Raw genomic sequence first — 13,911 nt, 5'->3', positions numbered from 1 at the left:
CGATGTCCGGCCGATGTTGTGCAAGCGTTGGTCAAAGTCGCGGCGCGAGCGTGAGGAGCGTGCACGTGGATCTTCTCGAGGACTACCGCAGGGCCACCTTCTTCTTCGAGTCGGGCGATCCGCTCGGCGCCGCCAAGCTGCTGGAGCCGATCGTCGAGGCCGAGCCGCACAACACCGCGGTACGACAGTTGCTGGCCCGGGCCTACTTCAACTCGGCGCAGCTGAATGGGGCGGAAGCCCAGCTCAGGGTACTGATCGAGCATGATCCCTCGGATCACTACGCACACCACGTGCTCGGCCGGACCCTGGAGAGGGCCGGCCGTTTTCGTGAGGCGCTGCCGCACCTGCGGCTGGCCGCCGCCATGAAGACGCAGACCGACTACCAGGAGGCGCTGCGCCGGGTCGAGACGTGGCTCGGCAAGAACAGCGCGGCGTAGGGTTCGGATCGTGAAACTGAAGCTGGACCTGCACGACATCTTCAACAAGGGTCACGAGATCGACCGCGCCCTGCGGGGGATCATCGACGAGGCGATCGCGAAGAAGGCGACCCTCGTCGAGATCATCCCCGGTAAGGGCAGCGGGGCTCTCAAGAAGAAGGTCCTGCGCTTCCTGGATCAGAAAGAGATCAAGCAGCTCTACCACCGGGTGGAGAAGGACGGCGACAACTGGGGCCGGCTCTTCATCCACTTCCGGTTCAACACACCTACCGGCCGTGGACGCGCTCGCGGCCGGTAGGCGTACGCCGTCAGAGGTTTGCGGCTTCAGAGGTTGTAGGTCTTGGCGACCGCGACCAGCTCGCTGCTGTGCGAACCGAGGACGCCCACCCCGGCCGGCCGAGGCCGGAAACCCGGCAGCGCGGACAGATCGTCACTGCCGTCCATTGCCCGGAAGGTGACCTTGCCGGTCTGGCGGACGGTGAGGGTGATCTCCACGCCGGTCTCCGGCGGCGCGTGGAAGACCAGACCCCATCCCGCCGGACCGCCCACGAGCGTACGACCGCCGACCGTGGCCGAGACGACCTCGGCCGACACGTGCAGCGTGGTGAACCGGGCCGTCCGCTGCGGGTCGAGCAGCAGCCGCATGGTCCGCTGATCGCCGCTGGCCGTCTCGGACTGCAGGGTCAGCGCCGGGGCCGGCAGCGTCGCGGCCTGCGCCGGACCGGTGAGCAACTCCTCGGCGCCGAACGCCGGCAGGGTGTCGGTGACCGTCGTCGGCGTCCCGGAGACGTAGCCGGCCGTCCACTCGTGCGGTTCGACCTCCTCGCTCAGCCAGCGGGCCGTGCCGTTGTCGGCGTCGAGCGCGTACATCAGATGGGTGAGCGCCGGGTGTTCCTCGTCGAACCGGTCGACGGCCAGTCCGGTCGCCGTGCACGCGATCGCCGCGACCACGGCGACCAGGCCGGGCAGGGCGCCGAGACGACGGGCCCGCAGCGCCTCCATGCCGCGGGCGCCATCGGGCGCCGGGTGGATCAGGTCGATCACCGGCAGCAGTGACAGGCCCAGCAGCACTGTCAGGAACGCGCCGACCCCGGCCATCGGCATTCCCAGCGCCGGGAACAGCATCAGCACGGTCGGCAGCAGGATGACGACCGGAACCACGGCACCGGCGATCAGGACGGCGGCGGCGATCCCGGGACGGGCACGGGTCGCGATCAGGGCGGAGACCGCGACGGCCAGGGCCGGCAGCGCGGCCAGGTAGGAGCCGCCGGGGGTGAACGCGGCCAGCACGATCCCGAACACGGCGAGCCACGTCAGGCCGCCCACGGCCAGGGCGGCCGGGCCGATCCGGCGGCGCAGCAGGGCGTACCAGATCAGGACCACGGCGGCGGCCAGGGTGATCACCGCGAGGCGATACCACATCGGACGGTACGGGTCGATCGGCAACCCGCCGTACTCCGGCCGGACCAGCACCAGCAACGCCCACAGGCCCTGCGCCAGCAACGGCGCCACCACGATCGGCAGCAGGGCCAGGCCGATGCCGGCGATCAGGCGCCGGCGCACCACCCAGCCCAGCGCGGCCACCGCCACCAGCGCGAGCGCGGCCAGCGGCCACACCAGCTCACCGGGGTAGCGCACCAGGAGACCGGGCACGGGGAAATAGGTGGCGTCGCCGCCGCGCTCCAGCGCGCCCAGGTCGAGAGCACCGAACTCCCGGGCCAGGGCCAGCGCGTTGTCCCCGTGATGCTGCAGGCTGTCGCGGTCCATCGTCTCGGGCTTGTCGGTCGGCGCGTGGTAGACGGCCGCCCCGTCGATGTAGGCGGTGTTCAGTCCCTGGAAGGAGTCGGTCTCCCGGAACGGGGTGAAGTCGGTGTCGTTCGGAAGCAACCGGTAGATCTCGACCGCGAACGACGTACCGACCGGGTACGGCACCTTCGCGTACGTCTCCACCAGCCGGGCGTTGCCGGTCGACGTCTCGAACATGATCGCCGGGCCGCTGCTGCCACGGGCCTCCAGGTTCAGCACCACGCCGCCGTCGCGGGCCAGCGGATGCTGCTCGACGAACGCCTTCGCCCCGCACAGGCAGGCCTCCTCGGCGTCGGTCAGCACCAGCACGACGTCGTTGCGTGGCCGCTCCCCGGAGGTCAGCGCCCGGGCCGTCTCCAGGATCGTCGACGTGCCCGCGCCGTCGTCGTTGGCGCCCGGCGCGACCTGTGCCGAGTCGTAGTGGGCGACCAGGAAGACGCGGCCGGTCGAGGCGGTGCCGGGAACCACCGCGACCACGTTGCGAACCCGCGCCAGGCCGGCGCCGCCCGCCGACGAGGACAGGCCGGCGCCCTGCTCGGACACCACGTCCTGCACCTCGGGCGACAGGCCCAGGGCGGTCAGGGTCGCGATCAGGTGCTCGCGTACCCGATCGTTGGCCGCGCTTCCCGCCGGGTGCGGGCTGGACGCGATGGTGCGTACCGTCTGAAATGCCCTTTCGGCACTGAACTCGCTCGCCGGCGCCGTGTCCGCACGCGCTGCGGGCGGCAGGATCGACCGGATCCCGGCGAGCCCGGCCAGTACCAGAACGGCCAGGACAGCGGCCGCCGCGAGACCGCGACGGGCCGGCCGGACGAGAGCTGAGTCACGCATGGGGACATCTAACAGTCCGGGCACGCCCGGCGGGTACCCCGAAGATCCATTGGGTCGTGCAATAGCGTTGTCCGGGTGACTACGCCGCTTGACCCAGCCGCCGTCATCGCGGAGTTCATCGACCGGGTGTCGCCGTACAACCCGCACCCGGACGTCGCTCCCGTTGCCGTCATCGGCGTGCGCACAGCGCTCGGCGAAGACGTCTTCACCCTCAGTGACCATGTCATCCGGGCGATGTGCCGGGCGCTGGAGTCCTATCGGGACCCGGAGGACCGCGGAAACTGCAGCAACTGCGGTGGCCGGCACCTCGACGAGAACCTGCACTGCCGGGACTGCGGGCAGCTGCACGGCATCCTCGGACAGGTCATCGCCGAGCACGCGCGGCGGGTGGCCGCCGCGGATGACGACTCCCCGTCATGATCGACTGCACCACAGCGAAGCAAGAGCCGGGAGAGCATGACGTTCCAGCTCAGCCAGCAGAAGTTGTGCAGGCGGGCCTTGTAGTCCACGATTTGCGGGTCACCTATGCGTCGAGTGGGGAATCGGAATGACGGAGCGGTCGCTCGCGCCCCGCAGATACGCGACGGAGCAGCTGGAACGGTTGCGGATTCTGCTCGTCGAGGACGACGAGGGCGACGCCTTCCTCGTCCGTGAGCTGCTCACCGAGGCTGGTGCTCCCTTCGATCTGACCGTCGCCACCAGCCTGCGCGAGGCACGCGGCCTGCTCACCGGCGTCGAGTGCGTGCTCCTCGACCTGGGCCTGCCGGACGCCGAGGGCATCGACGGTCTCCGCAAGCTCCTCTCGCTCGCCGGCACCGCCGCGGTCTGCGTGCTGACCGGCCGCTCCGACGAGCACCTCGGCGTGCAGGCGGTCGCCGAGGGCGCCCAGGACTACCTGGTCAAGGGCCAGGTCGACGGAGTCCTGCTGATCCGTTCCCTGCGGTACGCGGTCGAGCGGAAACGCGCCGACGAGAACGCCCGCCGGCTGCGTGAGGCGGAGCTGCGCGAAGCCGAGTCGGCCCGTCTCGAACGCGGTCTGCTGCCCAAACCGCTCAAGCGGGACGACTTCGGTCTGTCGGTGGAGCCGTTCTACCGGTCCGGCCGGGCCATGGGCCTGCTCGGCGGTGACTTCTACGACGTGGTGCAGGTCGGCGACGACCGGCTGCACGTGATCGTCGGTGACGTGTGCGGCCATGGCGTGGACGAGGCGGCCCTCGGGGTCGAGCTCCGGGTCGCCTGGCGTGCGCTGGTGCTGGCCGGGGTGCCCGAGGAGCAGGTGCTGCCCTCGCTCGAGCAGGTCCTGATGTCGGAGCGCAAGGCCCGCGAGGTGTTCGCCACGGTCGCCTCGGCGGTCGTCGACCTTCCGGCGAACCGGGCGACCGTCCGGGTGGCCGGCCATCCGCCGCCGATCGTCCTCTCGGCCGGCCGGGCCGCGCCGGTCGCCGTGCGTACCGGGATCGTGCTCGGGGTACGTCCCACTCCCACCCCGGCGACCGAGTTGGAGTTCGACGGACATGACTGGTCCCTGCTGATGTACACGGACGGACTGATCGAGGGCCGGACCGGCGTGGGCGAGGAACGACTCGATGTCGACGGCCTGTGCAACCTGCTCCACGAGCCGGACGCCCGCGGCCTGCCGCTGCCGGAGCTGCCCGGGTGGCTCGTGTCGCGTGCGGACCGGGACAACGGCGGCCCGCTCGCCGACGACGTGGCGATGCTGCTGATCTCCCGGGGCGGTGGCCGGTGAGCCGGTTCGGCATCAGCGGCTGGACGCTGCGCGCCCGGATCTTCGCGCTCTGCCTGGCCGCCGGTCTGCTGCTCGGCGGGCTCGGGTTGGCCGCGGCGTTCGCGGCGGCCGGCGCGAACAACGCGGTGGACGTCGTGCTCGACCGGGTCGGCCCGATGCGCGTGGCCGGTCAGAACCTGAGCACGGCCCTGGTCGACCAGGAGACCGGCGTCCGCGGCTATGCGATCAGCGGCCAGGCCAAGAGCCTGGAACCGTACGAGAGTGGCGTCACCGACGCGCAGGCGCGGATCGCCGACATCAGGAAGCTCCTGAAGCCCGGCGACCGGAAGATCCGCGCGTCCCTCGATCAGGTCGAGCAGCTCGCCGCCAAATGGCGGACCGAGGTGGCCGAGCCGCTCGTGCGGACGGTCCGGACCCAGGGCACCGAGGCGGCCCAGCAGCGGGTGGAGGCGATCGACACCCGCGATTTCGACCGGATCCGGGCCGCGGTCGACACCCTCCAGCTCGAGATCCAGATCTTGCGCGACACCTCCGCGGCGGTGGCCCGCGACTCCAGCGGCAACCTGGTGGCCGTCGAGATCGCCGCGGCGATCGTCATCCTGGTCACCGGCGTGATACTGCTGATCCTGCTGGACCGGCTGGTCAGCCGTCCGATCACCCACCTCGCCGGTCAGGTGCGGCAGGTGGCGGCCGGTGACTACGACCGGCACATCGACACCGCCTCGTACGGTTCGCCGGATCTGATCGGGCTGGCCGAGGACGTGGACCGGATGCGCCAGCAGATCGCGAGCGAGCTGAGCGAGGTACGCGCCGCCCGTCAACAGGTCGAGTGGATCAACCAGCAGCTCCAGTCCCAGGCCGAGGAACTGACCCGGTCCAATCGCGACCTCGAGCAGTTCGCCTACGTCGCCTCGCACGACCTGCAGGAGCCGCTGCGCAAGGTGGCCAGCTTCTGCCAGCTGCTGCAACGCCGTTACGCCGGCCAGCTGGACGACCGTGCCGACCAGTACATCGGGTTCGCGGTCGACGGCGCCCAGCGCATGCAGCGGCTGATCAACGACCTGCTGGCGTTCTCCCGGATCGGCCGGCTCACCAGCGGGTTCACCGACGTCGACCTGAACAAGGTGCTCGGCGACGTGAAGTCGCAGCTGGAGGCCCGGGCCGGCGAGGAAGCCGAGATCACCTGGTCCGGAGTGCCCACGGTGGAGGGCGAGGAGCCGCTGCTCACCACACTGTTCGTGAACCTGGTCGGCAACTCGCTCAAGTTCCGCCGCCCCGACGTGCCGCCGGTCATCACGATCACCGCCTCCCGTTCTCAAGAGGAATGGCGGATCAACGTACGCGACAACGGCATCGGTATCGAGGCCGAGTTCGCCGACAAGGTCTTCGTGATCTTCCAGCGCCTGCACGCGCGTGACGCCTATGAGGGGACCGGCATCGGACTGGCGATCGTCAAGAAGATCGTCGAATACCATGGCGGTCGGATCTGGCTGGACGTCGATGTGCCCGAGGGCGCGTCGATCTGGTTCACCCTGCCGGTGCTACCGGGCGCTGAGGAGCCGGATTCCGCCGAGGTTGAGGAGGTCACAGCGTGAGCGTGGAACGGGAGAACGGCACCCCGATCGAGGTGTTGCTCGTCGAGGACGATCCCGGCGACGTGCTGATGACCCAGGAGGCGTTCGAGGAGCACAAGGTCCGCAACCGGCTCAACGTCGTCTCCGACGGTGCCGAGGCGCTGTCCTACCTGCGGCGTGAAGGGCAGTACTCGGAGGCGGTCCGGCCCGACCTGATCCTGCTCGACCTCAACCTGCCGAAACGTGACGGCCGCGAGGTGCTCGCCGAGATCAAGAAGGACGCCGACCTGGGCCGGATCCCGGTCGTGGTGCTCACCACGTCGTCCGCTGACGAGGACATCCTGCGCAGCTACCAGCTGCACGCCAACGCGTACGTGACCAAGCCGGTCGACTTCGAGCGGTTCATCGCCGTGATCCGGCAGATCGACGAGTTCTTCGTCAGCGTCGTGAAGCTGCCGCCGCGTGCCTGATCGGGTTCTTGATCAGGTGGCCGAGCTGGTCCGTGAGGTGGCACACGCCGTCGTGCTGCCGAGGTTCCGTCGCCTGAGCGCCGACGAGGTGCACCAGAAGTCGCCGGGTGACCTGGTCACCATCGCCGACCAGGAGTCCGAGCGCGCGCTGACCCGCGGCCTGACCGCGCTGCTGCCCGGTTCCGTCGTCGTCGGCGAGGAGGCCGTGGCGGCCGACCCCAGCGTGCGCGATCGGCTCGGTGGCAGCGGTTCGGTCTGGGTGGTCGACCCGGTCGACGGCACGAACAATTTCGCGTCCGGGCGTACCCCCTTCTGTGTGATGGTCGCCCTGGTCCGTGACGGTGAGACGACCGCGTCCTGGGTCCTCGACGTGGTCGCCGACCAACTCACGGTCGCCGAGCTGGGCGCCGGCGTCTACCGGGACGGTTCGCGGGTCAAGGCTCGCACCGACGATCCCGGCGCGGCCGGTCTGCGCGGCGTGATCGCCCACAAATACTTCCCGGACGAGATGCGCGAACAGGTGCACGCGAACGCCGGCCGGCTCGGTGGTTACTCCGCCGGGCGGCACTGCGCGGGATACGAATACCCGGCCGTCGCGATCGACGAGCAGCAGTTCGCGATGTTCTGGCGGATCCTGCCGTGGGACCACGTGCCGGGCGCCCTGATCGTGCGTGAGGCCGGTGGGGTGGTGCGTCACCTCGACGGTGCCGAGCACCGGCCGCACGGGCACCAGCGGGGACTGCTGGCCGCCGCGAACGAGGACATCTGGCACACCGTTCACTCCACACTCTTCCCGTCCGGGGCGCCCGACGCCGGCCTTTAGCCGGCCTCCAGCCCGTGCCTGCCTTCAGTCCGTGCCGGCCTTCAGTCCGTGCCTGCCTTCAGTCCGTGCCTGCCTTCAGTCCGTGCCTGCCTCCAGCCCGTGCCTGCCTCCAGCCCGACGCCGGGTGATCGTTTGTCACACCCCGGCGCTAGGGTGCGGGCATGGCGTCGTACCTCGATGATCTCTTCGGGTTGAGTGGCCGGCTCGCGGTGGTGACCGGCGGCAGCTCCGGCATCGGCCGCGCGATGGCGCTCGCACTGGGGCGTGCCGGAGCACGGGTCGTGGTGGTGGCCCGGCGTGAGGCGCCGATGGCCGAGGTGGTCGCCGAGCTGCGCGGACACGGTGCGGAGGCGGACGCGATCTCGGCGGATCTCGCCGGGCGCGAGGCCGTCAAGGGGGTCATCAGCAAGATCATTGATGGGTACGGCGAACCGGACATCCTGATCAACTCGGCAGCCGTCAACCTGCGCCCGCCACTGGGTGAGCTCACCGACGAGGTCTGGGACGTGACCCTCGCCGCCAATCTGACTGCCCCGTTCCTGCTCGGCCAGGCGTTCGGCCCGGCGATGGCCCGGCGCGGCTGGGGCCGGATCGTCAACGTCGTCTCACAGCAGGCGTTCCGTGCCTACGGCAACAGTGGCGCGTACGGCGCGGCCAAGGCCGGACTGGTCGGGCTCACGCGCTCACAGGCCGAGGCCTGGTCGCGCGACGGTGTGACCAGCAACGCGATCGCCCCCGGAGTCGTGCACACGCCCCTCACCGAGCCCGTTTTCGCCGATCCCACGAAAGTGGCGGCCCATGCGGGACGTACGATGATCGGTCGCAACGGTATCCCGGCGGATTTCGCCGGCTGTGTCGTCTTTTTGGCGAGCAATGCTAGTCAGGCGGTCACCGGACAGACACTCTTCGTCGACGGTGGATACTCGGCCACCTGATCGATCTCCCTTTCGCCTGCTCGGACACGGTAAAGTACCGGCGCTCACGACTTGGAGGTTATCTGTGGCGGCCAGTCTCCCGCGCCGGTGCACCGCCCTGCTCGCGTTTCTCGCCGCAGCCTTCGCGCTGGTGCTCGTCGCGCCCGCGTCCCCGGCCTCCGCCGATCCCGAGGGCGGTAGCAAGAAGCTACGCGCGGCGTTGGAAAGTGCCGCAAAGGGGTACGACACGGCGAAAACCAAGCTGGCGAACTCCAAGAAGCGGCAGAAACAGCTCACCGACGCGCTCAAGCAGTCCGAGACGAACGCCACCGCACTGACCACCCAGGTCAACGAGGTGGCCGGCCGGGTCTACCAGATGGGCCGGGTCAACACCGTCAGCCTGCTGCTCAGCAGCGCTTCGCCGAACAACTTCATGGAGCGCCTGCAGAGCCTCGACGCGCTGGCCAGGATGGACAGCGGCACGCTCGCCGACTACCGCGAGCAGATCGAAACCAGCAAGAAGGCCAAGACCGCCCTGGAAGCCGAGATCCAGGAGCAGCAACGCCAGGTCAACGTGATGGCGAAGAAGAAGCGGGAAGCCGAACTGGCCCTCGCCGAGGTCGGCGGCGGCGCGGCCGGCGGCTTCGTCGACCCGAACTCGGCCGCGGCCAAACCGGCGCCACGCAACTCCGACGGTTCCTGGCCGAAGGAGTCGTGCACCGTCAAGGACCCGACGTCGGACGGCTGCATCACCCCGCGGACGCTGCACGCCTATCAGCAGGCGGAGGCGGCCGGCTTCAAGCGGTACACGGTCTGCTTCAGCCAGCGTGCCTCCGGCGAGCATCCGAAGGGCCGGGCCTGCGACCACTCGGCGGCGGCGGGCGGGTTCGAGAACTCCGCGGCGACCGGCGGCGACAAGACCTACGGCGACCGGCTCGCCGCCTTCTACGTCAAGAACGCGGACGAACTGGGCGTGATGTACGTGATCTGGTACCGCCAGATCTGGCAGCCGAGCACCGGCTGGCGCGCCTACAGCGCCAGTGGTGGGCCGGCGGCGGTGCACACCAACCACGTGCACCTCTCCATGCTCTAGACACCCTTTACGGTCAGGGTCTGGTTGGGGCTGGTGGGGACAGTCCTGTCCCGGGCCGCTTGATCGCCCAGCCGTGGCCGGTGAACCCTTCCCCGGGCTGTTGATCGCCCAGCCATGCCCGGCGAACCCTTCCCCGGGCCGCTTGATCGCCCAGCCGTGGGCGGCGAACCCTTTACCGGGCCGGAGGCAGCGATATCCCGGAGCCCGGCTCCGAAAACGGCCCTAGTTGATCGTCCAGCACCGGGTCGCGGCGGTAACCGACCCCGCGAGCCCGGAGCCCACGACGGTGACGCCAGGCCGTCAGCCGACCGGGCGCCACCACGGCTCAGTCGGATGCGGCTGACGGGCCGGGAACCCCGACTGCGAAAGGTGTCTAGAGCTCCTTTCGGCTCGGAGCCTAAGTTGCCTCCGGTTCCGCTGTGGTGCCGGTCCGTTTCTGGAGCCTCAGCTGCCTCCGGTGCGCTGTGTTGTCGGCTCGTCTCTGGAGCCTCAGCTGCCTCCCGTTCCGCTTTGGTGCCGGCCCGGCTCTGGAGCCTCAGCTACCTCGCAGCTCCCCGCCGGTAACATTCCCCGGCGTGGAGACGAAGCCGCGCGCCCTGCCATCGGCCCTGGCCACCGCCCTGGCCTTCGGAGCCAGCGGGGCGGTCCTCGTCCTGGAGATCGTCGCGCTCCGCCTTGTCGGTCCGTACGTCGGTGTCACCCTGCAGGTCAGCAGCTCGGTCATCGGCGTCGCGCTGGCCGCCATCGCCTACGGCGCGTGGATCGGCGGCCGCCTCGCCGACCGTTTCGACGCGCGCACGCTCCTCGCGCCCGCACTGATTCTCGGTGCCATCGGCACCGCAGTGACCCTGCCGCTGGTCCGCTGGGGTGGCGAACTGCTGCGTGGCGGCGCCGCTCCGGCCGTGCTTCTGCTGGCAGCCCTCGCCATCTTCCTGCCCGCGCTGGTGCTGTCCACGATCCCGCCGATGGTCGTGAAACTGCAGCTCGCCGACCTGCGGCAGGCCGGCACCGTGGTCGGCCGGCTGTCCAGCATCGGCACTCTCGGCGCGATCACCGCCACCCTGGTGACCGGTTTCGTGTTCGTCGCGGCCATGCCGAGCAGTGTGATCATCCTGAGCCTGGCGGTGCTGCTGGCGCTCGCGGGCGGCGCGCTCGGCTGGTGGCTGCGCCGCGAACTGCCCGGCACGTCCCGGGTCCGGGCGTCCCTGGCGGTGGCCGGGCTGGTCGGCGCCGGACTCGGCGCGGCGTCACCCACCCCCTGTGACGTGGAAACCGCCTACCACTGCGCCAGTGTCGTGGCCGACCCTGCGCGGGAGGGCGGCCGCACCCTGGTGCTGAACTCGGCGCGACACTCGTACGTCGACCTGAAAGATCCCACCTACCTGGAGTTCGAGTACGCCCAGTGGATCGGCGCCGTCGCCGACGTGCTGGCCCCTGCCGCGAGCCCGATCGACGCCGTGCACGTGGGTGGCGGCGGCTTCACCGTCCCGAACTATCTGCGCGCCACCAGGCCCGGCAGCGACCAGCTGGTCCTGGAGCTGGACGGTGGCCTGGTCGACCTGGACCGTCGGAGCCTGGGCCTCGAGACCGGCCCCGACCTGCGGGTCGAGGTCGGCGACGCCCGGGTCCGGCTCGCCGCCCGCCCGGCGGACTCCGCGGACCTGATCGTCGGCGACGCCTTCGGCCACCTGGTGGTGCCCTGGCACCTGGCCACCCGTGAGATGGCCGAGGACGTCGCCCGGGTCCTGCGCCCCACCGGCGTCTACACCCAGAACGTGATCGACTATCCGCCGAACCGTTTCATCCGTGCCGAGCTCGCAACCGTCGCCGCCGCCTTCCCCCACGTGGCGCTGATCGCCCCGCCCGACGCCATCGCGGGCGATCGAGGCTCCAATTTCGTCATCCTCGCCTCTCAGGCCCCGCTGCCCCTCGACGCGGTCCGGCCGAAGCTGGCGGCGCTCAAGTCCCCGGCGACCCTGCTCGCCGACGCGGAGCTGGCCACCTTCATCGACGACGCCCGCGTACTCACCGACGACTACGCCCCCGTCGACCAGCTCCTCGCCGGCTGACCACCACCCACACCGCCTGCATGCCGCTCGCGCGCCTGCCTGCCGCTCGCGCGCCTGCCTGCCGCTCGCGCGCCTGCCTGCCGCTCGCGCGCCTGCCTGCCGCTAGCTCGGTTGCCTGTCGTCGCCGCTTCTCTAAGTCGATCTTGTGAGTTTGCGCCGGATGGGCAGCCCTGACCTCACAAGAACTGGGGGTGGCGGGCGGAAGCGCTGAAGCGGTTTGTGATGGGTTTCGGAGTGCGGCAACCGGCGGTGAGCCCGTCGGGCGAGAATCGGCGCATGGGGCGTACGGAGCGAAACGGTCAGACTGGCTCGCTCCGTCTAGCCGGCCGGTACCGCCTGGTCGAGAAGCTCGGCACCGGCGGCATGTCGGTCGTATGGCGCGGCTACGACGAGATCCTCGGCCGGGACGTCGCCGTGAAGGTTCTCTCGCCCCGGCTGGCCGAGGACCGCACCTTCCGGGACCGGCTCCGCCAGGAGGCGCTGGCCGCCGCCCGCCTCTGCCACCCGCACATCACCGGCATCCACGACTTCGGCGAGGCCCCGATCTCCGAGCGGCTGACCGTCCCGTACGTCGTGATGGAACTGAACGACGGCGAGTCGGTAGGCGCGCGCCTCGGCAGACAGGGTTCGCTTGACTGGCGGGAGGCCGTCACGATCGCCGCCGAGGTCGCCTCCGCTCTGGCCACGGCTCACGCCCGCGGTCTGGTGCATCGCGACGTCACCCCGGCGAACGTGATGCTCACCGGCTCCGGCGCCAAGATCGTCGACTTCGGGATCTCCGCCGTCGTTGGCCAGCGAGACGCCGCCGCCGACGGCAGCCTGCTCGGCACCCCCGCATACCTGGCGCCGGAACGCCTCGGCGGCGCCGTCGTCTCACCGGCCACCGACGTGTACGGCTTGGGCCTGCTCCTCTACCGCGCCTTCACCGGCCGGATGCCGTGGCCCGCCGGGAACACCGCCGAAGCCCTGCGCGCCCATCTGTACGCCGACCCCGACCCGATCCCGGAACTCCCCGGAATGCCGGCCGCCATCGCCGACCTGTGCCTGCGATGCCTGGCGAAACGGCCGTCCGACCGGCCCACGGCCGCCGAGATGGCCCGGGCCCTTGCCGCGACTGTCGGCGTGCGGCCGATCATCCCGCCGCTACGGCTCGGCGAGCGCCCGGCAGTGCCGGCGGCCCGGGCAGTGGCTCCGATTCCGGCCGCCCGCGGGCGGAGCGAGGGCGTACGACGGGTGGTGCGCGCCTGCCTGGGCCGCCCCGCGAACGCCCTCACGACCGTGCGCCTGCGAGCCGGCCTGCGCCTCGGATCCGCCCTGCGCCTGGGCGGTGTCCGTCCACTGGGCGGCGGCCTGTTCGTAGCCGGCCGCCGCCGACGTGACGTGCTCTCCCCGTACCACCTGCAGGGCGCCCGCACCCGGATGCCCGCCATCGCAGCTCTAGCCACCCTGACGCTCCTCACCGCGACCGCCGTGAACTGGAACACCGAGCGCCGCACCGCCGGCGCCGATCAGATCGGCACCACGGTGGCCGACGCCGGTGTCGGGGCCGGAGCCCCAGCAGCCGCAGCCCCCGACCGGGCTCGCTGCACCGTCCGATACCAGGTCCGTCGGGACACCGGCTCGGACTTCGAGGCCCGGCTCAGCGTGAAGACCTCCGAGACCTCGGACTGGCAGGTCGAATTCACCTACCCCGGTACGCAGCGCCTCGCCGCCACCCCCAGAGCGGTAGCCCAGCGGGGCCGCAACGTCGTGGTGAACGGTCGTGGCCGCTCCCACGCGGTGACCTTGCACGGCGGTTACCGCGACAGGAACCCCCTTCCTCTCGCCTTCGCCCTGAACGGCCTGCCCTGCCGAGCCCAAGTCCTGGGCAGTACGACCGGAGGCGGGTATGACCGCCCTCCAGCCACCGACGCCGACTCGTCGAGCGGCGGCCGGTCAGGCACCGCGCCCGAGAGCCCCGCGGGCGCCGACTCCAACCAGGCGGACGGGCCGCCGGGTCCGGCTCGTGGTCGTGACCAGGGGCGATCCGGTGACAGGTCGGTTGACGCCGCCGCCACCGAGGAAGGCCGCCGGAGTGGACCGTCCCGCAAACGCCAGCGGCTGTCCGGCTCCAGCCGCTTTTCACTGGCCATGTGACTGGTCATGTG

Annotated in this window: 12 protein-coding genes; 11 read left to right on the top strand and 1 reads right to left on the bottom strand. The window is 70.7% G+C overall.

Annotation, left to right across the window (positions count from 1 at the left end; translation table 11 throughout):
* Positions 1 to 65: 65 nt before the first annotated feature.
* Complete coding sequence (locus CLV67_RS03615; protein WP_106315761.1) at positions 66 to 437, top strand: tetratricopeptide repeat protein; 372 nt, start codon at positions 66 to 68, stop codon at positions 435 to 437.
* Positions 438 to 447: 10 nt separating this feature from the next.
* Positions 448 to 735: a Smr/MutS family protein gene (locus CLV67_RS03610; RefSeq protein WP_106315634.1), complete on the top strand. Its 288-nt coding sequence runs from the start codon at positions 448 to 450 to the stop codon at positions 733 to 735.
* Positions 736 to 761: 26 nt separating this feature from the next.
* Here the strand turns inward: CLV67_RS03610 and CLV67_RS03605 are convergent, their stop codons facing one another.
* Positions 762 to 3,074, bottom strand: coding sequence for a M28 family peptidase (locus tag CLV67_RS03605; RefSeq protein ID WP_106315633.1), 2,313 nt, complete (start codon positions 3,072 to 3,074; stop codon positions 762 to 764).
* Positions 3,075 to 3,149: 75 nt separating this feature from the next.
* Here CLV67_RS03605 and CLV67_RS03600 point away from each other — a divergent pair, with 75 nt between their 5' ends.
* The 9 genes from CLV67_RS03600 (at position 3,150) to CLV67_RS03560 (ending at position 13,900) form a co-directional block, all read left to right on the top strand.
* A complete protein-coding gene (locus CLV67_RS03600) occupies positions 3,150 to 3,494 on the top strand; it encodes a hypothetical protein (protein ID WP_106315632.1) in 345 nt (114 codons plus the stop codon).
* A 127-nt stretch (positions 3,495 to 3,621) separates the two neighbouring features.
* Entirely contained in the window at positions 3,622 to 4,821 is a 1,200-nt protein-coding gene (locus tag CLV67_RS03595; protein WP_106315631.1) for a PP2C family protein-serine/threonine phosphatase, read from the top strand.
* Positions 4,818 to 6,416: a sensor histidine kinase gene (locus CLV67_RS03590; protein WP_106315630.1), complete on the top strand. Its 1,599-nt coding sequence runs from the start codon at positions 4,818 to 4,820 to the stop codon at positions 6,414 to 6,416. The genes CLV67_RS03595 and CLV67_RS03590 overlap by 4 nt, the downstream gene beginning before the upstream one ends.
* A complete protein-coding gene (locus tag CLV67_RS03585; protein ID WP_106315629.1) occupies positions 6,413 to 6,865 on the top strand; it encodes a response regulator in 453 nt (150 codons plus the stop codon). The genes CLV67_RS03590 and CLV67_RS03585 overlap by 4 nt, the downstream gene beginning before the upstream one ends.
* Complete coding sequence (locus tag CLV67_RS03580) at positions 6,858 to 7,688, top strand: inositol monophosphatase family protein (protein WP_106315628.1); 831 nt, start codon at positions 6,858 to 6,860, stop codon at positions 7,686 to 7,688. The genes CLV67_RS03585 and CLV67_RS03580 overlap by 8 nt, the downstream gene beginning before the upstream one ends.
* A gap of 161 nt (positions 7,689 to 7,849) precedes the next feature.
* Positions 7,850 to 8,623 carry an SDR family NAD(P)-dependent oxidoreductase gene (locus CLV67_RS03575; RefSeq protein ID WP_106315627.1) on the top strand — a complete coding sequence of 258 codons (774 nt, stop codon included), beginning with the start codon at positions 7,850 to 7,852 and terminating at the stop codon, positions 8,621 to 8,623.
* Positions 8,624 to 8,687: 64 nt separating this feature from the next.
* Entirely contained in the window at positions 8,688 to 9,695 is a 1,008-nt protein-coding gene (locus tag CLV67_RS03570) for a coiled-coil domain-containing protein (RefSeq protein WP_106315626.1), read from the top strand.
* A 575-nt stretch (positions 9,696 to 10,270) separates the two neighbouring features.
* Positions 10,271 to 11,764, top strand: a complete 1,494-nt coding sequence (locus CLV67_RS03565) for a fused MFS/spermidine synthase (protein WP_106315625.1) — start codon at positions 10,271 to 10,273, stop codon at positions 11,762 to 11,764.
* Between the two features lie 276 nt (positions 11,765 to 12,040).
* Positions 12,041 to 13,900, top strand: a complete 1,860-nt coding sequence (locus CLV67_RS03560; RefSeq protein ID WP_106315624.1) for a serine/threonine-protein kinase — start codon at positions 12,041 to 12,043, stop codon at positions 13,898 to 13,900.
* Positions 13,901 to 13,911 lie beyond the last annotated feature (11 nt).

Origin of the sequence: Actinoplanes italicus (assembly GCF_003001815.1) — a bacterium.
GTDB classification, from domain to species: domain Bacteria; phylum Actinomycetota; class Actinomycetes; order Mycobacteriales; family Micromonosporaceae; genus Actinoplanes; species Actinoplanes italicus.
This window is presented reverse-complemented; position numbering and strand designations above follow the sequence as displayed.